This is a genomic window from Mycolicibacterium sp. 624 (genome assembly GCF_040548615.1).
Classification (GTDB): domain Bacteria; phylum Actinomycetota; class Actinomycetes; order Mycobacteriales; family Mycobacteriaceae; genus Mycobacterium.
In genome coordinates this window covers 356,414-380,484 of sequence record NZ_JBEPRZ010000003.1, presented here as the reverse complement: position 1 = coordinate 380,484, position 24,071 = coordinate 356,414, and the positions used below count along the sequence as shown (strand labels likewise).

The window sequence follows — 24,071 nt, the reverse complement described above, 5'->3', positions numbered from 1 at the left end:
GCTCGCCTCGATGCACCCTCGGTCGGACCCCTGTGCGATGAGCGCCATCGGCCAGCCACTGGAGTTAGCCTGCGGGCAGACGCTGGCAAACCGGCTGATGAAGGCGGGACTCAGCGAGCAGCTCAGCGATCGTGAGCACGCACCGACGCGGGCGCTCGAACAGCTCTACGACCGCTGGGGGCGTGGCGGCTGCGGCCTGATCATCACCGGCAATGTCACCGTGGACCGGCGGCACATGGCCGAGCCGCGCAACGTCGCCATCGAGGATGACCGCGATCGTGACCGCCTGCATCGCTGGGCGCGGGCCGGCCAACGTGGCGGCACGCGTGTCTGGGTGCAACTCAACCACCCTGGGCGCCAGGCCAATCCGCTCGCCGGACGCACGCGCCCGGTCGCACCCAGTGCGGTTGCGCTCGACGTGCCCGGTGCACCGCGTCCACGCGCGCTGACGGTGGGCGAGATTGAGGCGATCGTCGAACGCTTCGCGACGGCTGCGGCGATCGTCAAGGACGCCGGGTTCGACGGTGTCCAGCTGCATGGCGCGCACGGCTACCTGATCTCACAGTTCCTCTCACCGCTGGCCAATCTGCGCGACGACGACTGGGGTGGGGATCTGGACCGCCGCATGCGTTTCCCCGTGGAGGTGTTGCGCGCCGTGCGTGCCGCCGTCGGCGACGGGTTCGCCGTCGGCATCAAGCTCAACTCGGCTGATTTCCAACGCGGGGGCTTCACCGAGGACGAGTCCGAACACGTCGTCGCCCGTCTCGCCCGTGAGCGAATCGACCTCATCGAGATCAGTGGCGGCACATTCGAGAAGCCCGCGATGATGGGCTCCGTCGCACGACAGAGCACCCGCGACCGGGAGGCCTACTTCCTCACCTACGCCGAGCGGGTCCGCGCGCACGCCGGCACCGTGCCGCTCGCCGTCACCGGCGGATTCCGTTCACGAAGTGCCATGGATCAAGCGCTGGCGGATGACGCGTGCGACGTGATCGGCATGGGCCGTCCGCTGTGCGTCGACCCCGAGGCGGCGCACCGGCTGCTCAGCGACGCCGGCCACTACGCCGCGGCGGGGACTCCGCGCGTGTCGGCGCGTTCGCTGCTCGGCCGCGTGGTCGACCTGCACGCAGCTGACGCGCTGCTCGACGTGCAGTGGCACACCGACCAGATCCACCGCATCGCGGCAGGCCGCGACCCGGACCCGGCCCGTTCGTGGTGGCGGACCATCGCCACCACCGCGCATCGCAATGGCCTCGCGGCCCTCTCACGTCCGCGGCGCGGTTGAGCCGGTCAGCCCGCCGCCGGCATCCAGCAGGGTGACACCTTCATCTTCGCGATCAACATCCCCGACGCAACGAGCTGATCTGCGTCGACCGAACTCTGCTGTTGGTCAAACGCCCCGGCGAATCTGACGGAGCATGCATGGGCCACCCCCAGGAGGGCCGCTTCGTCAACCAGTACGCGGGAATGACCCGCGCTAAACGCTCTCGATCATTCCGCCGTCCACTCGCAGAATCGCACCGTTGACGTAGGCGGCGCGATCACTGGCGAGGAAGGCCACCGCGTCGCCGTACTCACGCGGGGTGCCGTAACGACGCGCGGGGATCCGGACCAAATAGTCCTGCTGTATCTCGTCGACACTGCGGTGCTGCTGTTCGGCGCGCAGGACATCACGGTCGAGGGCGGCCCGGCTGGCGATGCGACCGGGTATGACGACATTCGAGGTGACACCGTCGGGGCCAACCTCCAGCGCGACGGTCTTCGACCATCCCAGTAGGGCCGACCGCAGGGTGTTCGAGATGCCGAGCATCGGTATCGGTACGACGACGCCTGATGACGAACTGGTCACCAGTCGGCCCCAGCCGCGTTCGCGCATCCCTGGCAGTACCAGGTCGGCAAGATTGATGACGGAGGCGACCATCGACTCGAAGTAGTCACGCCAGGTGTCGATCGGCACCGCAGTGGCCGCGGTGCTCGGCGGTCCCCCCGTGTTGTTGACGAGGACGTCGACCGGCCCGAGGGCCTGCTCGACCTGACAGATCAGATCCTGTTCGGCCGCCCGGTCCCCCAACTCCACGGCGAACGCCCGGGTGGACGTGCCGCCGACCGCATCGGCGGTGGCTTGGGCGGCTTCCATCCTGCGGTCCGCACACGCGACGTGGGCGCCTTCAGCGGCGAACGCCTCGGCGATTCCGCGGCCGATGCCGCCCCCCGTCCCCAGCACCAGTGCGGTACGTCCGGTCAGGCCGAGATCCATCGGGCCCTGTCCTCTCTGCCGTGGCGGCCTGGGCTGCACACCTGTGTCACGCCGTCGGCGCCGGTTGGTTGCATCGTCGCAGCACGGTCCCGGGTCGGGCGTCGGTCTGGACTCCAGCACGGACGACCGGCGTACCAGCGACGAACACCTCGTCGACGCCGGCGGCGAACTGGTGCGGGTCGACGAATGTCGCCCGCTCGGTGACCCGATCCGGGTCCAGCACTACGAGGTCGGCGACCCCGCCAGGTGCGATGCGCCCGCGGTCGCGCAGGCCGATGCGGTCAGCGGGCAGCGACGTCATCCGCCGGACCGCCTCCGGCAGTGACAGCAGGGACTGTTCGCGGACATAACGCTGCAACACTCGGGCGAAGGTGCCGTAACTGCGCGGGTGCGGGGTTCCCCCCTCATCGGGGTGCATGGTCCAGCCGTCGCTGGCGACGGCGACTCGAGGATGTCGCATCACGCGTTCGATGTCCTCGTCGCCGATGGCGAAGATGACCACCTCCACCGCACCGTCACGGCCGAGTAGATCCAGCATGACGTCGACTGGTTCGCGGCCCGTCTCCCGTGCGATCTCGTCAAGCCGACGACCGACGATCCCTGCGTGCTCCTTGAGGCCGACTGACGAGATCATGACGGTGTCCGGTTCGAAGTCGCGTTTGGGCCGTCCGTCGTTCGGTCCGTCGAGCACCTCGGTACGGATCGTCGACCTGGTCTCGGGGTCCCGTAGTCGCGCGGCCAGAGCGTCCGAACCACCCTCGGCAGCCCAGCCCGGCACCAGCGCCAGCATGGTCGTCGACGACGCAGGATACGGATACTGATCCAGCGCGATGTCGGCGCCCGCCGCGATTGCGGCATCCACCCGCTGCAGCGAGGCCTCAGTGAGGCCCCAGTTACGGCGCCCCAGCACCTTGTGGTGGCTCAGTTGCAGGCGGACGCCGGAGCGTCGGGCGATCTCAAGGGCCTCGTCGAGCGCGATGAGCAACTGCTCGCCCTCATTGCGCATATGGGTGCTGTAGACCCCACCATGGGCGGCGATGACCCGGCACAGCGCCACCAGCTCATCGCGGCCCGCGAAACTGCCGGGCGGATAGATCAGGCCGGACGACATTCCGAATGCGCCTGCGGCCAGGGCTTCCTCGGCCAGCTCGCACATATCGGCGAGTTCGCGGCGGGTGGCGTCGCGCCGCTCGTAGCCCATCACCGCGATCCGGAGCGACCCGTGCCCCACCAATGGCGCGACGTTGACCGCGGTGCCCACCTGGCGGAGGTAGGCCGCATAGCCGGGCAGGTCGGTCCACTGCCAGTTCAGATTTCGACCGAATATCGCCGTTGCCTGATGAAGTTGTGCTGCATACTCGCCCGGTCCCACCGGGAATGGCGAGAACCCACAGTTGCCGACAACCAGCGTGGTGACACCCTGGCGGATCATGGACGCCGCGGACGGATGGGTGGGCAGAGAGAAGTCGGCGTGGGTGTGGATGTCGACGAAACCGGGCAGGATCGCCCGCCCGGCCGCCTCGACGATCTCCTCGCCACCGTCGGTGGCGAGGGAGTTCGGAGGTGCGACCTCCGCGATGCGTCCGTCACGCAGCCGGATGTCGGCGGTCACGGGTGGCCCGCCGGTGCCGTCGATCACCACCCCGCCGGTCAGGACGTAGCCGACCGGCTGTGTCACACCGTTTCCTTCTTGGCAACAGTCATTTTCAGGTTCCACTGGACGTTGCGCATGAACTGAACCGACAGCATGGGATGAATGCCACGCGCGACCAGACCGTCGTAGTCGAACGTCGTCATCAGCTTTCGCGCCTCCTCGTCCAGCACGTAGCCCCCGACGAACTCCTCTGGGTTCGCCATGAAGTCGGTGAAGAGTTGGTCACTCTCCTGGATGTCATGAATCAACCGGGCCAGCTCATAGTCCTCGGGCCGCGGCCTGGGATAGTAGAGTCCGTCAGACATTTGGTTTCCTCTCCGCTGCAGTCTGTTTCAGAACTCGATGACTGCGTACCCGCAGTGATCATTGGGCACGTAGGTGACATGCTGGGCCTTCGGCGCGCTGCCGCGAGCGCCGATGGCCACCGCCCAGTTGCGCAGCTCGGTCATACCGTGGGTGTCCAGCGCCTTGGCGCTCATCGAGGCGAGCTTGTTGACCTCGCCGTTCCGCAGCCAGCCCAGAATCTCCTGGTCGTACTCCAGGTCGGGGTCGTGGTAGCGCGACGTACCCGGAAAGTGCGACATCCCACCGGTTCCCAGGGTCCCGATGCGGACGCCGGCATTATCAGCCCAGCGGGCAATCTCGCGCCCGAGTTTGAAACACCGCGAGATCTCCGGCTGCGGAGGCACGTAGGTGTTCAGGATGATTGGGATGACGGGTAGGTCCAGCCCGCCCTGCATGCCGAAGTGCAAAGGCACCATGAACGAGTGGTCGAGCACCTGCTTCTGGCTCCACGCCGGGTCGAAGTCATTGGTCAGCAGGTGATCCAGCAGTGCGTTGGCCAGATCCGGGCGTGCCGGGAGCTCGACGGTCTCCTGGTTGAGCGCCGCGACGACAGGTGAGCCGGTGTAGACGGTCATCGCCGGAACCAGGTTGAAGAAGTGATTGTGGATGTGGTCCAGGGCAATCACGACGAGCGCGTCCAGGTTTGACTCCTGGATGCGCTGGCCCATCCGCCTCATTCCGGCTTGCGTCTCGGCCAGCACCTCCGGAGAATCCTGGCGCTCGAGGAAGATCTGGGGGGCATGCGAGCTGACGAACGCGATCTCGACACCCGGTTCTTCACTTGTTGACATCAGCTACTCCTCTCGGTGACAAAGTCACAACATCGTTGTTAGTTGTTGTTGCGGCGCCGGAGCGGTGTCTCCGACGTCGTCAGCGAGGAGATCCTGGAGGAACTCCAGCTGGGCCTCGGCCATGGACACCGGCGCACGCAGACCGCCGAGGCCGCGCACCCAGTTCACGTCGAGGCCCATACCGACAAGCGCTTGATGATCCATACCCCCAGGAGGCGAGGCGATGTCGAAGATCCGCGCGGTGACGCGACTGCCCGCCACCGACAGCGGAACGGCGTCAAGGGCCGGCACGGTGTTGATGACGATGTCGGCGGTCTCCATCACATCGACGCGGTCGACATAGGCGACGGGACGAGCCCCCAGTTGGCGGGCGCGTTCTCGATCGCGCCGTGATCGAGCCGCGACCACGACCTCACATCGCATGGCCAACAGCAGCTGTGTGATCGCCAGACCGGTCGAGCCGAATCCCAGTACGACGAAGAGGTGTTCGCGCAGCAGCCGGTAGGTGCTCTCGACGAGAACCGAGACGAGGGCCTCCGAAACGGCAGTTGCGGTCTTGACGACCAAGCCCGAGTCGGCCTTGGTCTCGTGAACGGCGATTCCGAGGTCGGCGCACAGCGCCCGCACCCTCTCGCTCGCCCGGCCGAGCACCAGCCCGCCCCGTTGCGCCGCCGACGCGCCAAGCAGTTCACGATCCAGTCGGATCGGCACATCACCTGCCGGAGAATAGACTTCGTCGTTGACGGTCAGGCCCGGATAGGGGCACAGCACCCAGCTGGAACCACGCACCGCGTCTGCCACGCTTCTGGCCCTGCGGTACCTGGCAAGTGGATCGAGGACGGCGCCACCGAACGCCCGTACGTCGAACTCGTTCTCGCCGAGGGCGTTGGCGATGTGGTGCTCGCGTTCGTCACCACCTAGCACGGCCACGGCCAGACGCCCGGTCATGTACCGACCGCCGCGGCGAGCAGATCATCGGTTTCGGCGAGCGCGGACGCCAACTGACCGGTCTCGGTCTCGTCGAGGGGAAGGTAGGGCGCACGCACCCGCGCGGTGCCGGCGTAGCCGCGCAGCACCATCGCCGCCTTGACGACACGCGGCTGGCCGAGGGAGCGCACCAGTGCGGCGTAGGGCTGCAAAGCCGCCAAGACCGCTGCCTTCGATGCCGGCGGGACCGCCGGATCGGCAAGTGTGATGAAGGCCTCAGGGAACACCCAGACGTTCGTCGAGGTCACTCCACCGACACCTGCCCCGACCGCTGCGGCGCACACCATGTCCGCCGCGGCCAGAACCTGTCCCTGCCCCGTCGACTGCACCCGGGCTATGGTCTCGACCATCGCCGCCAGTGCCTTGGTGCCCTGTTTGACGCCCGTGTAGGCGGACATTCGAGTGACTCTCTCGAGGACCGCGGGCGACACATCGGTCCCGAAAACCGGGTTGTTGTACACGATCAGGTCGTGCTTCAGCGCATCGCCGATGCGCTCGAAGTGCACGAGGAGGTCGGCGTCGGTGAGTTCAGCGGCGAAGGGTGCCGACACCATCACCTGGTGCGCACCGACCTCGAGAAGTCTTGCGCCGATGTCGATCGCGTCGTCACCGTTGAGCGCCGCCGCCCCCGACATCACCACCGCTTCGGGATTGGCGCGCACCACCGTGTCGGTCACGCTGATTCGCTCATCGGGTCGTAGCACCTGGAACTCGCCGTAGGAGCCGGTCAGCAGGACCCCGGTCACACCGTGAGCGGCGATCCGAGCGACATTGTCCGCGACCGCGGCACCATCTACGCCACCCGCGCCGTCGAAGGCCGTTGGGGCGATCGCATAGAAGTGTGTGACTCGCATCGACTCCCTCTCGCAGCGATTACTTTAGCGCTTTTGCTAAAGCGCTTTAGAAGCATAAGGTCTGACGAGCGGGACTGACAAGTCCCTTGGAGATGTTGGGGGTTAACGCATATGCCACAGGGGCGCCAGACTCCGGCACGTCTGATTGACGTCGCCGAGAAAGCCGGTGTGTCGCTGACGACGGCCTCGTTTGCGATGTCCGGGCGTCCCGGCGTCAGCGAGGCGGTCGCGGAGCGCGTTCGCGCCATCGCGGCCGAACTCGGATACGTGCCCAATATGCAGGCCCGTTCGTTGGCCAGCGGTGCGAGTTCGACGGTGGGTCTGCTGGTGCACGACATCGCCGACCCGTACTTTGCCGAGCTGGCCTCGGCTGTGGTGGCCTCGGCCGCCGACCTCGGCCTCACCGTGCAGATCTGTCAGAGTTCACGCGACCCCGAGCAGGAGATCACCCAGGTTCGCACCTTGGTCGCCAGCCGGGTACGTGCGCTCATCATGGCCGGATCCGGTCGGACCGGCACCTCCGATGCACGCGCCACCTATGACGAACTCGAACGGTTCCAGGCGACCGGCGGTCGCGTCGCGATGATTGGACGTCACCGCACGCCACTCGATGCCGTCGTGCCCGACAACACGTCCGGCGGCGGACTGGTCGGCGCGCATCTGCGAGAACTCGGCCACACCCGGATCGGCATCGTCGCTGGGCCCGACGACCTTGCCTCAGCCGCCGACCGGTTGCGGGGCGTCACAGAGGCACTCACCGCTGACAGCGAACGGGTGAAACTGTACGTCGAGCACTCGGCGTTCGATCATGCAGGCGGCGAGGTGGCAGCTGAACGCCTGCTGGCCGATCACCCGGACATCACTGCGCTTGTCGCGCTTAATGACTCGATGGCGGCGGGTGTGCTGGCCACGACTCGTCGGAGTGCCCTCGACGTACCTGGGGACATGTCTGTCACCGGATTCGATGATGTCCGGGTCGCGGCCGACCTCGGCCCGGGTCTGACGACGGTACGTCTGCCGCTGCACGAGATGGGAACCTCGGCGGTGGCGTTGGCGATGAAACCGCCGGCCGCACGCGCCCGGCGAATCCAGGTCCCCGTCGAACTCGTGGTTCGCGGTTCCACTGGGCTCAGACGGCGTTGATGTAGCCCCCGTCGATCCTGAACACCGACCCGGTCAGGTACGACGCCCTCTCGGAGGCGAGGAACGCCACAACATCTCCGTACTCGCTGGGCTGGCCGTAGCGACCGAGCGGTATCGAGTCAGTACTCTGCTGCACCACGTCCTCGAATGCCAGACCTTCACGCTCAGCGCGCTTCTCGTCGAGGAACCGGATCCGATCGGTCGCGATGCGCCCGGGAAGCACGATGTTGCTCGTCACTCCGGCGCGGCCGACCTCCGCGGCAAGTGTCTTCGACCAGCCGACCAGCGCCGAGCGGAGAGTGTTCGACAACCCGAGATTCGGAATCGGCGCGATCACACCCGATGAGGTCGATGTGATCACGCGGCCCCAGCCGCGCTCGGTCATGGCTGGCAACACCAAATCGGTGATGCCAATGACGGCCAGCACCATCGAGTTGAAGTGCGACTGCCATGTGTCGGCCGGCTGTCCCGCCACGGGCGATGGCGGCGGTCCACCGGTGTTGTTGACGAGGATGTCCACGGGGCCCAGCGCCGACTGCACACGCGCCATCCGCGCGGCGGCGCCGGCGATGTCGCTGAGGTCCCACTCTATTGAGTGTGTCTGTGCTCCCGACTCACGTAGCCGAGCCTCAGTGCGTGCCAACGCGTCACCGTTGATGTCTGCGAGCCCGACACGCGCGCCCTCTCGTGCCAGTGCCGTCGCGATGGCCCCACCCAGGCCGCCACCCGCGCCGAAGACCAGTGCGGTCCGTCCTGCAATCCCAAGGTCCATTGCGGATGTGCCTCCATCAAAGTTCCGAATTTCGTAGAGCGCACCCAGCTTAAGCGCTTTGGTAATCTGAGTTCAAGTGCTCCTCCACTAGAGGACTGAGAGGGGTGTGCATTGATAGGCGATCGGAAACCCGCACCGGCCCGAGGGTCAGACTGATGACCGCTCCCAGCAATCGAGTGCTCACGCTTGGGGTCTCCCATGCAGCGACGGACTTCTACCAGGGCAGCGTCGCCGTCCTGGTGCCAATCCTGGTGCTTCAAGCCGGATTCACCGCGGCGCAGGCCACCACCGTCGTGCTGGCCGCCACGCTGGGCTCGGCCCTCGTCCAGCCCCTGTTCGGCATACTCACGGACAGGTTTCAGACCTTTTGGTTACTGCCAGGCAGCATGCTGCTCGCGGGGGCGGGCATCGGACTGCTCGGACTGACAAGTTCCTTCGGCGCGACGCTGGCCGCGGCCGCGGTGTCGGGCATCGGCGTGGCCGCCTACCACCCCGTCGCGGCAAGCCTCGCGCGCGGAGTCGGCAGCACCGCCCGTTCGATGAGCTGGTTCATCGCGGGTGGAAACATCGGGCTGGCACTCGCACCCGCCATCGCGGCGCCGATTCTGCTTGCATGGGGGCCGCAGGCGTCACCGCTTCTTGCCGTTCCCGGCGTTCTCGGTGGCCTGACCGTCATCGCGGTACGCCGCTGGCTGCTGGCTGGTGACGCCTCTCGCGGCCAGAACGGCGGGTCCCCGGCCGTCGACGGCGCCGACGACTGGCGCACTTTCGGTTGGCTCGCCGTGGTCGCGATACTGCGCTCCGGTGTGTACTTCGGCATCTCGACGCTCGTCGGCTTGCTGGTGGTCGAGGAACTCGAACTCAGCGGAGGTGTCGGCGCGGCGCTGCTGGGCGTGTTTCTGGCTGTTGGCGTACTCGCCACGCTCGCCGGCGGCGTGATCGCCGACCGGTGGCGCCGTGTCACCTGTGTCCGACTCGGCTTCGCGATCAGCCTGCCGGGCCTGCTCACCTTGGCACTCGCCCCCAACGCTGCAGTGGCCACGATCGGAGTCGTCGTCGCCGGTGTCGGTGTGTTCCTTCCGTTCTCGGTGCAGACCACGCTTGGCCACGAGTACCTGCCGCATCACATCGGCACGGCATCCGGTGTCACCATCGGACTGTCGGTCTCGGCGGGCGGCGCATTCGCTCCGATCCTCGGACTGATCGCCGACGGCCACGGACACCGCCACGCGCTGCTGGCGCTGGCGGCGCTTCCGGTCCTCGCGCTGCTGATAAGTCTGCGCCTGCGCGAGGGTGGCCGCGGTGCCAGTTCGCACCCCAGCCAGACCGATCAGGTATGCGCCGCCGCACCGCCGAGGTAGAGGTCGGCCAGCTTGGGATCTGCGAGCAGATCGGCTGCGGGCCCGCTGATGTGGACGCATCCGAGGTCGAGCACACATCCGAGGTCGGCGGTCTGCAGCGCCCGGCGTGCGTTCTGCTCGACGAGCAGCACCGCGGTACCGGCATCACGCATGCGCACGATCTGTTCGAACACGGTGGTCGTGGTCTTCGGATCCAAGCCCATCGAGGGTTCGTCGAGGAGGACGACCTTCGGCGTGACCATCAACGAACGCGCGAACTCCACCTGCTTCTGCTGACCACCAGAAAGCAGTCCTGCCAACTGGTTCCAACGTTCCCCGACGATCGGGAACAGCTCCTGCACGTGTTGAATCCGCTCGGCGATGACCGCAGGATCCTTCACTGTGAACGCCCCGAGCCGGACGTTCTCCTCGACGGTCATCTCGCGGAACACGCTGTGGCCTTGAAGCACATGGGACAGCCCTGAGCACAACATCGCCTGCGGGCCCTGCCCCGTCACGTCGTCCCCGTCCACACGGATGGTCCCTGAGCGAGGTTTGAGCAGGCCGCTGGCCACCTTGAGGACGGTCGACTTGCCGGCGCCATTAGGCCCTACCAGGCACACGATCTTGCCCGCGGGCACCCGCACGGTCAGCCCGCGCAGCACCATGGCCGCCCGACCGTAACCGGCCTGGATGTCAGCCAGTTCAAGCAGACAGTCGGACGCTGTTTCAGATGCCAAGGTAGGCCTCCAGGACTCGCGGGTCGGATTGCACCTCTTGCGGGGTGCCAGCGGATATCGGACGTCCTCGGTCGAACACGATGACGTGATTGCTCAGGCTCATCACGAGATCCATGTTGTGCTCGACGATCAGGAACGTCTTACCTTCTTTGTTCAGTTCCACGATCAGCGTCATGATGCGCTCGATTAGCGCGGGGTTCACCCCGCCTGCGGGCTCGTCGAGCATGATCGTCTCAGGGTCGCTCATCAGCACACCGGCCAACTCCAGCAGCTTCTGCTGACCGTAGGAGATGTTGCGCGCCTCGGCGCGCTCCAAGTGGTCGATGCCAACTCGCCGCAGCAGCGCACGGGCCCGCTCCACCGCCTCCTTGTTACGCGAGCTACGCATCATGGTCAGCTTCGGCCCGCTGACCCCCACCAGCATGTTCTCCATCACCGTCATCTGCGGGAAGGTGCGGCACAGCTGGAAGCTGCGGCCGATCCCCGCGCTGGCGATCCGGTTGGCGGGGCGACCGGTGATGTCTCTGCCTCGATACGACACTGAGCCGCTGTCCGGCTTGATCATCCCGGTGACGCAGTTGAAGAAGGTGGTCTTACCGGACCCATTCGGACCGATCAGCGCGTTCACGAGGCCATGACGGAACTCCACCGTGGCCCCGTCGACGGCAGTCACGCCACCGAACCGTTTGGTCAGCCCGACCGTCGAGAGGTTGGCGGTTTCGGTTGTGGTCATCCGCGTGCTCCGTTCACCGTGGGCTCGAGGTCGGACTCGGAGTCCTCGGTCCGCGCGCGCTGAGAGTCCAACAGCTCCTGTGCCGTCTGTTCGCGGATTGACGTCTCGCCGCGGCGCAGACGCCGGTTCAGCAGGTCACGCACGCCGGGGATGACGCCGTCTGGCATGAACAGCACCACTAGCACCAACAGCAAACCTGTTGCGGTGAGGTGAATCTGGGTGTCGCCGTAGTTGAGCTTGAAGTACTCGAGCGCGAACCCCACCAGGACCGCTCCCAGGAGCGGACCGAAAAGACTGCGGATGCCGCCCACCAATGCCATGAGCACCATGTAGGCGCCCAGCAGGATGGAGAACTGGAATACCGGGTCCAGGTCACCGAACCACAGCGCATAGAACCCGCCTGCCGCTGCGGTGAAGGCCGCCGACAACACGAACGCCACCAGTTTGTACTCGGTGGTGGGCACGCCGAGTGCGCGCGCCTTGTCCTCGTCCTCCCGGATGGCCTTGAGCCGCATGCCGAACTGCGATCGGTCGATCAGCCACCACAGCAGCAGCGCGACGGCCAGCAGACCTAGGTACAGATAGTAGAACCGCAGGTGGTGTTCGGGACGCAGAAGTCCTGGGAACGGCCGCGGCGCCTCCATACCCGACGAGCCGCCGGTGAACGAACTCCAACTCTGGGCCACCAGGAGCACGATCAGGACGAAGGCGATGGTGGCGATCACGAACGACGCCCCGCGTAGTCGCAGCGCGGCGAAGCCCACCGGTATGGCGGTCAGCGAGACGATCACCACCGCAACCGCCACCGCCAGGAAGCTCGTCATCCCCAGCCGGTTGATCAGCAGCGCCGTGCCGTAGGCACCAAGACCGAAGTAGGCGGCGTGACCGAAGGAGATGTATCCGGTGAATCCGCCCATGAAGTTCCATCCGGTGGCGCACACGGCGTAGTTGAGGATCACCACCGCCGCCGCCAGCAGGTAGGCGTTTCCCAGCGTGGAGGGAATGGCCAGTCCGGCGACGATCAGAACTATGACGCCGAGGAGCTTCAGTGCCGGAACGAGCTTCGCCGTCCGGAGTGTGACTCCCATGTCAGAAGCGCTGTGCAAGACGACCTCCAAAGAACCCCTGCGGACGGAACAGCAGAGTGGCGAAAAGCGCGATGTAGAACACGGTCTGGGCCCAGGTCGCGCCCATCGGAATCTGCAGCATGCTGGTGGCGATGCCCAGGACCATCGCGGCGATGGCCGCGCCGGGCACTGAGCCCAGACCGCCCACGACGATGATCGCCATCAGCGGACCGATCCAGTACCAGTGCAGCGACGGAAAGATCGTGGCGTCCAACGACAGTGCGGTACCACCGACGGCCGCGGTCGCCAGACCGAGACCGAAGCCGTAACTGGCCACCCGATCGGTGTTGATGCCGACCAGCCGCGCGGCGTCCGGATGCTGGATGGTGGCCCGCAACGAACGACCGAACGAACTCCGCATCAGGACGAAGTACAGTGCCCCCAGACCGGCCACAGCGAGCCCGAACGAGACCAGCTTGACCACCGGGATCGACGCTCCGAAGAAGTCGATCTGCGCCGAGCCGTAGTCGAGTTGGACACGCCGCTGCACGCCGGTGAACGCGAATCCGAGCAGGCCCTCGATGATCAAGGCGAAGGCCAGCGTGAGCAGACACGACATCATCGTCAGGGTGGCAGGCCGTAGCCGGGTGAGAAGAGCTCGTTGCAGGACGACACCGAGCCCGAAGAACAGCGGCACCGTCAGCGCCAGGGACAACATGGGGTCAAGCCCGGTCACCGAGGTGAAGAACCAGGCGAGGTAGGCGGCGAGCACCAGGAAGGCCGCGTGCGCGAGCATGACGACCCGCATGACCCCGAAGTAGAGGGTGAGCCCCGAGGCCAGCAGCGCGTACTGTCCGCCCAGCAGCACACCGAGGATGAGGGTCTGAAAGACGACTGCCAAATCCATGGTCACCAGCCTGGTTTCGGGACGATGATCTCAGCTTCGGCGACATCCTCGGGCAGCACGATCTTGGTCTCGCCGTCCTGCCACTGCAACACCATGCTCGCGCCCTTGGGGCGGCCGTCCTCATCCCAGGACAACGAGCCGACGACTGTCGGCACCTCGGCAGAACGCAGATAGTCGATCAACTGCTGCTGGCACTCACCCTGTTCCGCGCAGCCGACGTTCTCCACGGCGGCCTGAACGACCTGACCCGTGGCGAACGCCGCCGCCTCGTCCTCATTGGGCTGGTGGTTGTACTTCGCCTCGTACGCGGCGACGAACTCGGGGTTGGTCGGTGTGGTCGAATCCGGTGAGTAGGAGGTGGGCGCGAGGATGCCTGCGGTCCGCGGCCCAAGTGCACTGGCGAACTCGGGGTGCGTCGGGGCGGTGGTGAAACCGGCGATCTTGGGCTCGAAGTTCAACTGCTGCAGGGCGATGATCAGGTTCACGGCGTCCTGGTAGGCCGCCCCACCGATCACCACGTCGGCGTTGGTCGGTGCGATCTTGGCGGCCAGCGTCGAGAAATCGGTCTGGTTCGGCGGATAGAGCTCGTCGACGACCACTTCGAGACCGCCCTCCACCAAGCGGTCCCGGACGCCGTGCGCAGTGGCCTTCGGGAAGGGATCGTCCATGGACGCCACCGCCAGCGTCTTCGGACGCTGGTCCTCCGGCATGGCGAGGATGTAGTCGACGAGGTAGTCGAAGCTGTTGTCTGCCACCGACGGTCCGGAGTAGAAGAGGTTGTCGAAGCCCTGCTCGAACACCGCGGCTGCGTTGCCGGCCGGCTCCACGAACAACATGCCGTACTCCTGGGCGACCCGAGCGGCTGGGACGACCAGGCGGCTCGAGTACGGCCCGAAGATGAGATCGGCCTCGTCTTGGGCGATGAGCGCTTCGTAGTCTGAGACCACCGCCTCGGCCTGGGACTTGTCGTCGAGGATCTTCAGTTCGACCGGGCGCCCCAGCAGGCCGCCGTTGGCGTTGACAGTTTCAGCCCAGAGTCGGTAGCCCCGCTCGACACCCTTCCCCGGCTCGGCGAAGTCGCCCGTCAGAGGAATCGAGACTCCGATCAGGATGCGTTCGTCGTCGCTGCCGTCACCGCCGCTGCTGCAACTGACAGCACTCAGCGCCAACGCCGTTGCCGCCGCTACCGTCAGGCTCTTCCGTACCCACATTTGCGCACTCCTCACAGCTGCCCTGAGCACTCAACTAAAGCGCTTCACTAGGACACCCTGCACTGAACACGAGGCGAGCGCAAGAGGAAATAGTGAATTAACGCACAGTTGACGGAAGCGCTTTAGTATTTGCGTGCTGCCGGAGGCTCACGCAGCAGCGGACCCTGGCCGGCGGTGAGTTCGGCTGCCTAGAGGGTGGTGCGAGGGATGGCCTCGGCGGACAACCCGAGTCGGCGATCCACCGCTGGATGCACGAGATCGTCCCCGGAGTGCGGCGCGCCATTGCCGAGTCGAGTCCGCAACGCGGCCGCTGAGCGATGGCGCCGAGAAGCAGGCCGGCGATACGCTGGCCACGGCATGTTCTTCGAGAGCGACGCCTATGAAGGATTCATGGGCCGGTGGAGTCGTCGCCTGGCGCCACTGCTGATCGACTTCGCAGAGGTCGGCGCGGGTCAGGCGGTACTCGACGTCGGCTCGGGAACCGGGGCGCTGACATTCGCGGCCGCCGCAGTGCCCGCCACCCGGGTGACCGGCGTCGATCCCGCGCAGCAGTACATCGAGTACGCGCGGGCGCGCGCCGACGGTGCGAGCGTACGGTTCGAAGTCGCCGACGCGCAGGCGCTGCCGTTCTCCGACGCCACATTTGACCGCGCACTCGCGCTGCTTTCGCTCAACTTCGTCCCCGATCCCGGCCGCGCATTGGATGAGATGAGTCGCGTGACCCGACCGGGAGGTGTTGTCGCTGCGGCAGTTTGGGACTACGGCGGCGGTATGGAGATGCTCAGAGCGTTCTGGGACGAGGCCGTTGCCCTGGATCCAACCGCCCCCGACGAACGTCGGATGCCACTGTCGCGGCGCGGTGAACTGGCCGCGTTGTGGAGTGCGCATGGGCTCGAGAGCGTCGAGGAGAGGCGGTTGGTCATCGAGATGACGTTCACCTCATTCGACGACTACTGGCGGGGGTTCCTGGGCGGGCAGGGGCCTGCAGGGCACTACACCGCGACATTGACGGAATCGCAGCGAGCCGCGCTGCGGTCCCGGCTGCACGACCGCCTGGCGCCGTCGGGCGAGGGTTTCACCCTTCGCGCGTGCGCCTGGGCCGCACGCGGTGTGGTCACGCGCTAGCGCCGGGTACGATGTGCAGCGATTGCAGCGTGGCCGATATCGGCGCTACACTTGCTACATGAACGCTGCGGAATCCGCCTACGAGGTCGCCGAACGGGCCGACCACCTCGAGGTGCGCGGAGTGAGCCGCCGTGATGTCGAGGAGGGGCTCGAGCTCATTGGCAGAGTCCGCGTCCTGCAGGCCGACCACGTTGCGGCAACGCGCACCGATCTCCTGCGCGCCCTGATGTCACGCAATGTCACGCTGACGCCACCAGCCACCTTGGCCCAAGCCCAACGGCTGGCCACCCACCGTGACGGGCTGCTGGCGACGCCGGTGTTCACCCATGACACCCTGCGGGCGTTACGCGGTGACGCGAAAACCTCCAGCACCCGAACCTGGCTGACCCGCCGTCGCGACAACCACGAGGTGTTCACGGTGACGCACAACGGCCGCACTCTGATCCCGGCGTTTCAGCTCGATGAGGTGGGCCAGCCCCGCCCCGAACTGCAACCCGTGCTCGAGGCACTCGCCGGTGCGGGTGTCACCGGATGGCCACTGTGGACCTGGCTGACCAGCCCCGCCGCTCTGCTGTCCGGTGATGTTCCCGAGGAGCTCGCCCGCAGAGCACCGGCCCGGGTGCTCCGAGCCGCGCGGCGATTCGCGTCCACCGCAGCCGCATAACGCGGCGGATGACCGTCCCGCCAGCAGATCTCGACTGCCCCGATCCCGACGGGTGCCCCGTCGCACCAGCGCTGCCTCGGCTGCGAACCACGACCCTGCCCGCGGGCACTCCGCTCTACCGGGTGTACGACGCGACCTGGGGTTACGACGAGCACAACCCCGGATACGGGGACGCCCGCTTCTCCCCCCTCGACGACCCCGCCACCGCTGACCGCTTGCCCAGCATGTATCTCGCGATGACCCCCTCCGCCGCGCTGCTGGAGACCGTCTTCCACGACGTCCACCAGCTCGGCGGGCGCATCATCTACGAGCGTGACCTACGCGGGAAACTGTTGGCCCACCTACGGGTACCGACCGCGGCCACCCTCGGCGATCTGCGCGATCCCGAACTCGAACGGCTGGGCCTCTCCCGCCCGCAGGTGGTGTCCAGCCCCGCCGAGCACTACCCGTGCACGCGCCGACTGGCCGGCGCGGCGCTCAACAAGACCCCGCGCGGACGTGCCCCGGCTGGGCTCATCTGGCACTCCCGACAGACCGAACTCGCCGAAACCGAACGTGTGGAGGTCATCGTGCTCTTCGGCGACCCGCGGTACGCCTCTGGGCGCGGCAGCTGGCCGCTCTTCGGGCCCGGCGCCTCATCACTCTACGACGGACCCGGACGACTCCTCGTCGAGGAGATCGCCGAAACCCTCGGCGCGATAATCGAACTCGATGGCTCATGACCGCGCTGGCAGGTGAGTCCGACACCGAGCATCCGAACCCGCTCGTCCAATTCGCAGAATTGCACGGTCAGCCCTCCTAGCCTGAGACTGTTGAGGGCGCCACACCAGTTCCTCTCGAACATGCGAGGTCGACATGGCCGTTTCCATCAGACCGCTGGCGATGAACCCCGCGCATCCCGACTTGACCAACGCGGCCGGCGTGCGTGCGCGACTTGCCAACGAGCAGTACGTCGAATCACTCGCACGGATCTCGTACTACTGGGGATATCCCGCCGTCAACACCTTCGGACGGACCGATACCTGGCAGGTGATGCAGGCTCCGGGTGCCACGATGGGGCTCTTCCCCGGTGCGCCGAAGAACCGGCTGGGTTACCTCGACGACTACATGTCCGCCGCACAGCGCAAAGTGGTCACCCCGAACAATGACACGATCTACGGCGCCGGGTTTGCCGACCTCGCCGAGGGCGCCGTCGTGATCCAGACTCCGCGGGACGTACCGCAGGGCCACTACTGGACGATTCAGATCGTCGACCTCTTCACCACCGTGACACATCAGCTCGGCTCGGCGTCCGGAACGCCCGGAGGCAAGCTGCTGCTGGTCGGTCCGGGCTGGACCGGCGAAAGGCCCGCCGGCTTCCTCGACGTGCTCCACTCGCCCACCAATGTCGCCGGTGTATTCGGTCGCAGCTTCGCCGCACGAACTCCCGAGGCGAAGGCACGGGCTCGCGCGGTGCTCAACCAGATCGGCATGGTGCCGCTGGGCCAGGACGAGCCGGGCCCGCTGACGTTCGACTGCGAAGCGAGCGCGCGCAACAAGGTGTTCCCGCCTGGGATCACCGAACAGATGGTCACCGCGGACCCCGATATCCTGCGCGTACGGCCGGTGGACGTCACCGCCTTCTGGGACGACCTTGAGGAGGCACTGGACTTCAATCCCGTCGTCGGGGCTGACGACGCGCCGATGGCGGACCAGGCACGGACGCTGCTCGCACTGCGGAAGGCCGACCCGGTGTGGAAGGCGCTGATCGATCACGCCGCGCTCGAGGCCGACACCGAGTTGCACGACGGGGCGACGTACCACCAGGTGGGTGTCGACATGGGCAACGGCTGGCAGCGCCAGCAGAACGCCGGGCTATGGGGCACCGACTGGTTCGGTCGGGCGCAGGCCGCGGTGATCTACATCTATGTCAACGACTTTCACGAAGCGCTGTACTTCATCCGCGGTACCGATGCCCGAGATACGTTGCTCCACGGTCGCTATCACTACGCCATGACCTTTTCGCCTGATGCCCTACCGCCGGTGGACGCGGCAAGGGGCGGCTTCTGGTCGCTCACCATGTACGACCAGGACTACTTCATGCCGGCCGACAGCCCCAACGGCAGGCACAACATCGGCACCGTCAATCTCGACGCCAACGAGCTGAGGTTCGCCGAGGACGGATCGCTGACGCTGCACCTCTCGCACGAGTCACCGACAGATGAGGTGGCGCAGGCTAATTGGTTGCCCGCTCCGGACAGTCAGTTCGCGTTGATCGTGCGTGCGTACGTCCCAACGGATCCACTGTTGGGCGGCACGTATCAGTTGCCGAACGTGCAGCGCTTGTAGGGGAACCATCCACAGCGCAACGATTGTGAGGAGCGGCCATGACTGAGAAGTTCAACGGCAAGATCGCACTGGACATCCGCGACTCCACGCCCGACTGGGATGCCTTCCTGGACCAGAAAGCGCCAAAGGACGCGCCGAATGTACTCGTCATCCTCTACGACGACACCGGGTGCGCTGCATGGTCCACGTACGGCGGACGGATCAACATGCCGACGCTGGACCGGCTGGCCGCCGACGGACTCACGTACTCCCAGTGGCACACCACCTCGGTCTGCTCGCCGACGCGCTCCACTCTGCTGACTGGCCGCAACCACCATCAGAACGGCTTCGGGACCATCGCCGAGTCCGCGTCGGGTTTTCCCGGCTACGCCGGGCACATCCCCCCTCAGAACGCGACGATCGCGACGGTGCTCCGCGACGCGGGCTGGAGCACGTTCTGGGTGGGCAAGAACCACAACGTACCCGTCGACGCCTTCGACATCGGCGCCAATCGCAAGCACTGGCCGTTGGGACTCGGGTATGACCGGTTCTACGGCTTCATCGGCGGCGAGACCAACCAGTGGTATCCGGCGCTGATCGAGGACAACCACTACGTCGAGCAGCCCTACTCGCCCGAGGAGGGCTACCACTTCTCGAAGGACATCGCCGACAAGGCAATTGGCTTCATCCGGGACACCAAGCAGTCACGACCGGACAAGCCCTGGTACATGTGGTACTGCCCGGGCGCCAACCATGCACCGCATCACGCGCCGAAGGAGTACATCGAGAAGTACAAGGGTCAGTTCGACGACGGTTACGAGGCGTACCGAGAGTGGGCCCTCGCGCGCATGATCGAGAAGGGCGTGCTGCCGCCGAATACCGATCTGACCGAACTCAATCCGATGGAGCCGGGCACGTTCATCGAGGGCGACAGCGTCCGCCCCTGGGCGTCGCTCTCGGAGGAGGAGAAGACGCTGTTCAGCCGGATGGCCGAGGTGTATGCCGCGCTGTCGGAGTACACCGACGTCCAGATCGGGCGGCTGATCGACTATCTCGAGGAATCGGGACAGCTGGACAACACCCTGATCTTCTACTGCGCCGACAATGGCGCATCGGGTGAGGGCAGCCCTAGCGGTTCGGTCAACGAGAACCGGTTCTTCAACGGCTATCCCGACGACGTCGAGTCGAATCTGGCCATGATCGACAAGCTTGGATCGCCCGAGACCTACAACCACTACCCGACCGGATGGGCCGTCGCGTTCAGCACGCCGTATCGAATGTTCAAGCGGTACTCCCAGTATGCGGGTGGTACGGCCGACCCGATGATCATCCACTGGCCCCGAGGTTTCGAGGCCCGCGGTGAGGTGCGGGACCAGTATCACCACTGCACGGATATCGTCCCGACCATCCTCGACTGCTGCGGCCTCTCCATGCCGGAGGTGGTGGACGGTGTTCGGCAGGCGCCGCTGGCCGGCGTGTCGATGCGGTACAGCTTCGAGGACGGTGATGTGCCCACCCGCAAGGAAACCCAGTACTACGAGATGCTCAGCACACGCGGCCTGTGGCACAACGGGTGGAAGGTGTCGACTGAACACGGTCCGATGATCAACAGGGGCGCCTTCGACGACGACCGCTGGCAACTGTTCCACACCGACGTAGACCGCTCCGAGGCGCACGACCTGGCGGCCGAGCATCCCGAGAAGGTCAAGGAGCTGTCCGAGATGTGGCTGGCAGAGGCGAGGAGAAACAACGTCCTGCCGCTCAATGACTACGGTGTGGAAGGGATTCACGCACTGGAGTACAAGGTGGCTCCGCCCGAGGACGGCCGTTACACCTACTACCCCGATACGAGCGAGGTACCCGAGGCGTCGGCCGCCAGAACCCTCGGGTCGTCGTTCAAGATCCTCGCCGAGGTCGAGTTCACCAAGGCCAGCACCGGCGTGATCGTGTCGCAGGGATCACGCTTCGGCGGATACACGATGTTCGTGAAGAACGGCGTGTTGAGTTTCGTATACAACTTCCTCGGCATCGCGCCCGAACAGAAGCTGAGTTGTCCGTTGCCCGATCCGGGACGACATGTCGTCGGTGTGGACTTCGCCAAGAACTCGATCAGCGACAGGCTGGAGGCGCTTGGAGCGATGACGCTCTACGTCGATGACGAGGCCGTCGGACGCGCGAACTTCCGCACCCAGAGCGGCCACTACGCATTGTGCGGCGAGGGCGTGGCCGTGGGGCGCGACAGCGCGGACCCGGTGTCGACGGAGTACTCGCCCGGCTTCGCGTTCACCGGTGGACGCATCTTCAAGGTGACGTTCGATGTCGGCGACGATGCATACGTCGATTTGGAGCGGCGTATGGGCGCGATACTCGCGCGCGACTGATCAGCGGCTAGCCTCGGGGTGGTGACGAGCAACGGTCGACCGAAGGTCCTGATCATCGGTGGCGGTTTCGGAGGGCTGTTCTGTGCCCGCAGGCTCGGTGACGTCGATGTCGAGGTCACGCTGCTTGACCGTGCCGCGTGCCACGTGTTCCAGCCGCTGCTCTATCAATGTGCCACCGGGACACTGAGTATTGGTCAGATCAGCCGTTCGCTGCGGGAGGAACTCGCGCGACACCGCAACGTCACCACACTGCTCGGCGAAGCGTTCGACCTTGACGCGGATGCGCGTCGGGTCACTGCTCGCCGCCCAGATGACACCACCTTCGTGATCGACTACGACGTGTTGATCGTCGCTGTCGGGATGAGGCAGGCATATTTCGGACACGAGGAGTTCGCCCAGTGGGCACCGGGGATGAAAACCCTGGACGACGCACTGAGCGTTCGTCGGCGGCTGTTCGGTGCGTTCGAGATGGCCGAAACGCTGCCCCCTGGGCCCGAGCGAGACGCCTGGCTCACCTTCGCGATAGCGGGCGGCGGACCGACCGGTGTGGAGTTGGCGGGGCAGATTCGAGAGATGGCCACTCGCGCCCTGGCCAAGGAATTCCACAGCATCCAGCCCGAGGCTGCGCGCGTAATGCTCTTCGATGGCGGCGACCGTGTTCTCGACAGCTTCACCCCGGGCCTCACTCACAAGGCCACCCGAATACTGCAGAAGCTAGGTGTTGAACTGCACCTCGGTGTGCATGTCACCGACGTTCGTCGTGATGGAATCACCGTCACTCCGAAGTCCGGCGGCCCTTCCGACGAGTACTCGGCGCGGACCATTCTCTGGACTGCCGGTGTCGAGGCCGTGCCCTTCGCGCGGCGCGCAGCAGAGGCCCTGGGGGCATCCTCCGACCACGCTGGGCGGATCGCGGTGGAACCCGACCTCTCCGTGGCCGGCCATCCGGAGGTCTTCGTCGTCGGCGACCTCGTCGGCCGCGACCACCTGCCGGGCGTTGCCGAGAACGCGATGCAGGGTGGCATTCACGCCGCCGCCTGCGTGCGTCGCGACCTCGCAGGCAAGGCTCGTCGACCGTACCGCTACCGCGACCTCGGCTCGGCGGCTTACATCAGCCGGGGCCACGCGTTGTTGCAGGTAGGTCCCGTCAAACTCGCCGGATTTGTCGGCTGGCTGGCCTGGGGATTCATCCACATCGCCTTCCTGACCGGCATTGAGAACCGCATCAGCACCGTCGCATCCTGGCTGGCCACGATCGCCCGCGCCCGCCGTACCGACCGAACGTTCACCCTGGGGAGCACGACATCACCTGAGCATCCGTACACCTGGTTGAAATTGGTGCATCCCAACATGATTCACCAGGAAGAGGGTTACGGGGAAACGGAATCGGTGTCGTAGGGCCATCTTCGCTGAACCGGCGAGCGCCGCTTGTGTCCCGTTGCAGCCACTTACGGGTTGGAGGTTCGCGAACGCAGTAGTTCGGCGCGGGTGGCCGGAACGCCGCTGCGACCGTGTTCATCGCATTTGACAGCCAGTATCTGATTGATCCCGAGCCGGTTGGCGGTGAATCCAAGCGCCGACCCGGCCATGTAGAGCCGCCATATCCTCGCGCGCCCAGCGCTGCTGCGCGTCACCGCCGCGTTCCAGTTGTCCTCGAGATTCCCCACCCATGCTCGCAGTGTCATTGCGTAGTGCTCGCGTAGCGACTCGACGTCGCGTACCTCGAAGCCGGCTCCTTCGAGTGCATCGATCACTGGTGCCATCGGTTCAATCTCCCCATCGGGAAAGACGTAGCGATCGATGAACGAGGTCTTGGAAAACTCCGCCGGCTTGCCCGGTCTGCGGGAGATGGCGTGATTGAGCAATCGCCCCTGGGCGCGCAGGAGCTCATACAGGTGGGTGGCATACACGGGCAGCATTGCCGCACCGACGTGTTCGGCCATTCCGATACTCGAGATTGCGTCAAAGGGCCCGTCGGAGACGTCGCGGTAGTCCTGGACGCGGATTTCGACTAAATCGCCCACACCCTCATCGACCATCCGTTTGCCTGCATAGTCCGCCTGCTCACGCGACAGGGTGATGCCGACGACACGCACGCCGTAGTTGCGGGCCACGTGCAGGGCGAAGGTCCCCCACCCGCAGCCGACGTCGAGCACCCGCATGCCCGGGGTCAGACCAAGCTTGCGGGCCACCAAATCGCATTTGGCGAACTGTGCCGCAGTCAGGCTCTCCTCTGGTTGCGCCCAGTACCCACATGAGTACGTCATCGACTCGCCCAGTACAAGGCGGTAGAAGTCATTGCCGACGTCGTAGTGGTGGCTTACCGCTGCTGCGTCCCGAGACTTGTCGTGCCGGTGTCCGCGACCAGTTCTCGCCTCCTCATTCGGCGGCCTAGGTGGCGGGCCAATGATTCCAAGCCGCAGCGCCGCCTTTATCAGGGCCTTCTTGGTCTCGCTATCGATGTGCACACCCGGACCGCGTGCCGGATTCGACAGCCGCTCTAGGACTTCCATGCCCGCGAGCAGGTCCCCCTCGATTTCGATATCACCGGACACGTAGGCGCGGGCGAAGCCGAGTTCGTTGGGGGCCCACAGCAGGCGCCGCAGACCCCTGCGGTTGTTGAACTTGATTGCCCACTGTGTGTTCGGCGGCCCGGTCCGACTTCCGTCCCAACCCCTGATCTCGATTGGAACCTCTGCGCCCACGGCCGCACGAACCAAGGGCAACAACGATTCGGCAACTGTCACAATCGAACCTCCGTCCAAAGTCGGCTCATCAGTGGCGTCACTCACC

General features: G+C 65.9%; 22 protein-coding genes. 9 read left to right on the top strand and 13 right to left on the bottom strand.

The window, feature by feature from the left end; all coding sequences use genetic code 11:
• The first annotated feature begins 37 nt into the window (after positions 1–37).
• Positions 38–1,285, top strand: a complete 1,248-nt coding sequence (locus tag ABIA65_RS14700; RefSeq protein ID WP_354523996.1) for an NADH:flavin oxidoreductase/NADH oxidase family protein — start codon at positions 38–40, stop codon at positions 1,283–1,285.
• Positions 1,286–1,477: 192 nt separating this feature from the next.
• On the opposite strand, the gene ABIA65_RS14690 is transcribed toward ABIA65_RS14700, so the two are convergent.
• Genes ABIA65_RS14690 through ABIA65_RS14665 form a run of 6 tightly spaced genes read right to left on the bottom strand, consistent with a single transcriptional unit; the run spans position 1,478 to position 6,888 of the window.
• Entirely contained in the window at positions 1,478–2,257 is a 780-nt protein-coding gene (locus ABIA65_RS14690) for an SDR family oxidoreductase (RefSeq protein ID WP_354523995.1), read from the bottom strand.
• A 46-nt stretch (positions 2,258–2,303) separates the two neighbouring features.
• Positions 2,304–3,935 (bottom strand): N-acyl-D-amino-acid deacylase family protein, encoded by a 1,632-nt coding sequence (locus ABIA65_RS14685; RefSeq protein WP_354523994.1) that lies wholly within the window; start codon positions 3,933–3,935, stop codon positions 2,304–2,306.
• Positions 3,932–4,216 (bottom strand): hypothetical protein, encoded by a 285-nt coding sequence (locus ABIA65_RS14680; protein WP_354523993.1) that lies wholly within the window; start codon positions 4,214–4,216, stop codon positions 3,932–3,934. Before ABIA65_RS14680 ends, ABIA65_RS14685 begins: the two co-directional genes overlap by 4 nt.
• A 27-nt stretch (positions 4,217–4,243) precedes the next feature.
• Positions 4,244–5,047, bottom strand: a complete 804-nt coding sequence (locus ABIA65_RS14675; protein ID WP_354523992.1) for a DODA-type extradiol aromatic ring-opening family dioxygenase — start codon at positions 5,045–5,047, stop codon at positions 4,244–4,246.
• Between the two features lie 24 nt (positions 5,048–5,071).
• Positions 5,072–5,995 (bottom strand): dipicolinate synthase subunit DpsA, encoded by a 924-nt coding sequence (locus tag ABIA65_RS14670; protein ID WP_354523991.1) that lies wholly within the window; start codon positions 5,993–5,995, stop codon positions 5,072–5,074.
• Positions 5,992–6,888, bottom strand: a complete 897-nt coding sequence (locus ABIA65_RS14665) for a dihydrodipicolinate synthase family protein (RefSeq protein ID WP_354523990.1) — start codon at positions 6,886–6,888, stop codon at positions 5,992–5,994. The genes ABIA65_RS14670 and ABIA65_RS14665 overlap by 4 nt, the downstream gene beginning before the upstream one ends.
• A gap of 111 nt (positions 6,889–6,999) precedes the next feature.
• Between ABIA65_RS14665 and ABIA65_RS14660 the strand changes: the two genes are divergently transcribed.
• Positions 7,000–8,031 carry a LacI family DNA-binding transcriptional regulator gene (locus ABIA65_RS14660; RefSeq protein ID WP_354523989.1) on the top strand — a complete coding sequence of 344 codons (1,032 nt, stop codon included), beginning with the start codon at positions 7,000–7,002 and terminating at the stop codon, positions 8,029–8,031.
• Here the strand turns inward: ABIA65_RS14660 and ABIA65_RS14655 are convergent.
• Positions 8,018–8,803 (bottom strand): SDR family oxidoreductase, encoded by a 786-nt coding sequence (locus ABIA65_RS14655; protein ID WP_354523988.1) that lies wholly within the window; start codon positions 8,801–8,803, stop codon positions 8,018–8,020. The genes ABIA65_RS14660 and ABIA65_RS14655 overlap by 14 nt on opposite strands.
• Positions 8,804–8,958: 155 nt before the next feature.
• On the opposite strand from ABIA65_RS14655, the gene ABIA65_RS14650 reads away from it, so the two are divergent.
• Positions 8,959–10,164: an MFS transporter gene (locus tag ABIA65_RS14650; RefSeq protein WP_354523987.1), complete on the top strand. Its 1,206-nt coding sequence runs from the start codon at positions 8,959–8,961 to the stop codon at positions 10,162–10,164.
• Here the strand turns inward: ABIA65_RS14650 and ABIA65_RS14645 are convergent.
• The 5 genes from ABIA65_RS14645 to ABIA65_RS14625 are packed head-to-tail and all read right to left on the bottom strand — an operon-like array spanning position 10,134 to position 14,801.
• On the bottom strand, positions 10,134–10,883 hold the full coding sequence (locus tag ABIA65_RS14645) for an ABC transporter ATP-binding protein (protein ID WP_354523986.1): 750 nt from the start codon (positions 10,881–10,883) through the stop codon (positions 10,134–10,136). The two genes, ABIA65_RS14650 and ABIA65_RS14645, sit on opposite strands and share 31 nt — an antisense overlap.
• Entirely contained in the window at positions 10,873–11,616 is a 744-nt protein-coding gene (locus tag ABIA65_RS14640) for an ABC transporter ATP-binding protein (protein ID WP_354523985.1), read from the bottom strand. The genes ABIA65_RS14645 and ABIA65_RS14640 overlap by 11 nt, the downstream gene beginning before the upstream one ends.
• Positions 11,613–12,704 (bottom strand): branched-chain amino acid ABC transporter permease, encoded by a 1,092-nt coding sequence (locus ABIA65_RS14635; RefSeq protein ID WP_354523984.1) that lies wholly within the window; start codon positions 12,702–12,704, stop codon positions 11,613–11,615. The genes ABIA65_RS14640 and ABIA65_RS14635 overlap by 4 nt, the downstream gene beginning before the upstream one ends.
• A 1-nt stretch (position 12,705) precedes the next feature.
• Positions 12,706–13,590: a branched-chain amino acid ABC transporter permease gene (locus ABIA65_RS14630; protein WP_354523983.1), complete on the bottom strand. Its 885-nt coding sequence runs from the start codon at positions 13,588–13,590 to the stop codon at positions 12,706–12,708.
• 2 nt (positions 13,591–13,592) lie between these two features.
• Entirely contained in the window at positions 13,593–14,801 is a 1,209-nt protein-coding gene (locus tag ABIA65_RS14625; RefSeq protein WP_354523982.1) for an amino acid ABC transporter substrate-binding protein, read from the bottom strand.
• Positions 14,802–15,158: 357 nt separating this feature from the next.
• Between ABIA65_RS14625 and ABIA65_RS14620 the strand changes: the two genes are divergently transcribed.
• The 6 genes from ABIA65_RS14620 to ABIA65_RS14595 all read left to right on the top strand — a co-directional run bounded on the left by ABIA65_RS14620 (position 15,159) and on the right by ABIA65_RS14595 (position 22,676).
• Positions 15,159–15,926: a class I SAM-dependent methyltransferase gene (locus ABIA65_RS14620; RefSeq protein ID WP_354523981.1), complete on the top strand. Its 768-nt coding sequence runs from the start codon at positions 15,159–15,161 to the stop codon at positions 15,924–15,926.
• 58 nt (positions 15,927–15,984) lie between these two features.
• Positions 15,985–16,590, top strand: coding sequence for a hypothetical protein (locus ABIA65_RS14615; protein WP_241405303.1), 606 nt, complete (start codon positions 15,985–15,987; stop codon positions 16,588–16,590).
• A gap of 8 nt (positions 16,591–16,598) precedes the next feature.
• Positions 16,599–17,312 carry an RES family NAD+ phosphorylase gene (locus ABIA65_RS14610; protein ID WP_354523980.1) on the top strand — a complete coding sequence of 238 codons (714 nt, stop codon included), beginning with the start codon at positions 16,599–16,601 and terminating at the stop codon, positions 17,310–17,312.
• Between the two features lie 133 nt (positions 17,313–17,445).
• Positions 17,446–18,918 carry a DUF1254 domain-containing protein gene (locus ABIA65_RS14605; RefSeq protein ID WP_354523979.1) on the top strand — a complete coding sequence of 491 codons (1,473 nt, stop codon included), beginning with the start codon at positions 17,446–17,448 and terminating at the stop codon, positions 18,916–18,918.
• Between the two features lie 38 nt (positions 18,919–18,956).
• Positions 18,957–21,278: an arylsulfatase gene (locus tag ABIA65_RS14600; protein ID WP_354523978.1), complete on the top strand. Its 2,322-nt coding sequence runs from the start codon at positions 18,957–18,959 to the stop codon at positions 21,276–21,278.
• Between the two features lie 21 nt (positions 21,279–21,299).
• Positions 21,300–22,676, top strand: coding sequence for an NAD(P)/FAD-dependent oxidoreductase (locus tag ABIA65_RS14595; RefSeq protein WP_354523977.1), 1,377 nt, complete (start codon positions 21,300–21,302; stop codon positions 22,674–22,676).
• A 50-nt stretch (positions 22,677–22,726) separates the two neighbouring features.
• On the opposite strand, the gene ABIA65_RS14590 is transcribed toward ABIA65_RS14595, so the two are convergent.
• Entirely contained in the window at positions 22,727–24,025 is a 1,299-nt protein-coding gene (locus tag ABIA65_RS14590) for a class I SAM-dependent methyltransferase (protein WP_354523976.1), read from the bottom strand.
• Between the last annotated feature and the right edge of the window lie 46 nt (positions 24,026–24,071).

Bases quoted from the DNA above. Each gene is read 5' to 3' on its own strand.
- ABIA65_RS14600 (WP_354523978.1), top strand. From the start codon at position 18,957: ATGACTGAGAAGTTCAACGGCAAGATCGCACTGGACATCCGCGACTCC.
- ABIA65_RS14660 (WP_354523989.1), top strand. From the start codon at position 7,000: ATGCCACAGGGGCGCCAGACTCCGGCACGTCTGATTGACGTCGCCGAG.
- ABIA65_RS14640 (WP_354523985.1), bottom strand. From the start codon at position 11,616: ATGACCACAACCGAAACCGCCAACCTCTCGACGGTCGGGCTGACCAAA.
- ABIA65_RS14620 (WP_354523981.1), top strand. From the start codon at position 15,159: ATGTTCTTCGAGAGCGACGCCTATGAAGGATTCATGGGCCGGTGGAGT.
- ABIA65_RS14690 (WP_354523995.1), bottom strand. From the start codon at position 2,257: ATGGATCTCGGCCTGACCGGACGTACCGCACTGGTGCTGGGGACGGGG.
- ABIA65_RS14670 (WP_354523991.1), bottom strand. From the start codon at position 5,995: ATGACCGGGCGTCTGGCCGTGGCCGTGCTAGGTGGTGACGAACGCGAG.
- ABIA65_RS14630 (WP_354523983.1), bottom strand. From the start codon at position 13,590: ATGGATTTGGCAGTCGTCTTTCAGACCCTCATCCTCGGTGTGCTGCTG.
- ABIA65_RS14655 (WP_354523988.1), bottom strand. From the start codon at position 8,803: ATGGACCTTGGGATTGCAGGACGGACCGCACTGGTCTTCGGCGCGGGT.
- ABIA65_RS14615 (WP_241405303.1), top strand. From the start codon at position 15,985: ATGAACGCTGCGGAATCCGCCTACGAGGTCGCCGAACGGGCCGACCAC.
- ABIA65_RS14635 (WP_354523984.1), bottom strand. From the start codon at position 12,704: ATGGGAGTCACACTCCGGACGGCGAAGCTCGTTCCGGCACTGAAGCTC.
- ABIA65_RS14625 (WP_354523982.1), bottom strand. From the start codon at position 14,801: ATGTGGGTACGGAAGAGCCTGACGGTAGCGGCGGCAACGGCGTTGGCG.
- ABIA65_RS14675 (WP_354523992.1), bottom strand. From the start codon at position 5,047: ATGTCAACAAGTGAAGAACCGGGTGTCGAGATCGCGTTCGTCAGCTCG.
- ABIA65_RS14680 (WP_354523993.1), bottom strand. From the start codon at position 4,216: ATGTCTGACGGACTCTACTATCCCAGGCCGCGGCCCGAGGACTATGAG.
- ABIA65_RS14700 (WP_354523996.1), top strand. From the start codon at position 38: ATGAGCGCCATCGGCCAGCCACTGGAGTTAGCCTGCGGGCAGACGCTG.
- ABIA65_RS14610 (WP_354523980.1), top strand. From the start codon at position 16,599: ATGACCGTCCCGCCAGCAGATCTCGACTGCCCCGATCCCGACGGGTGC.
- ABIA65_RS14605 (WP_354523979.1), top strand. From the start codon at position 17,446: ATGGCCGTTTCCATCAGACCGCTGGCGATGAACCCCGCGCATCCCGAC.
- ABIA65_RS14650 (WP_354523987.1), top strand. From the start codon at position 8,959: ATGACCGCTCCCAGCAATCGAGTGCTCACGCTTGGGGTCTCCCATGCA.
- ABIA65_RS14665 (WP_354523990.1), bottom strand. From the start codon at position 6,888: ATGCGAGTCACACACTTCTATGCGATCGCCCCAACGGCCTTCGACGGC.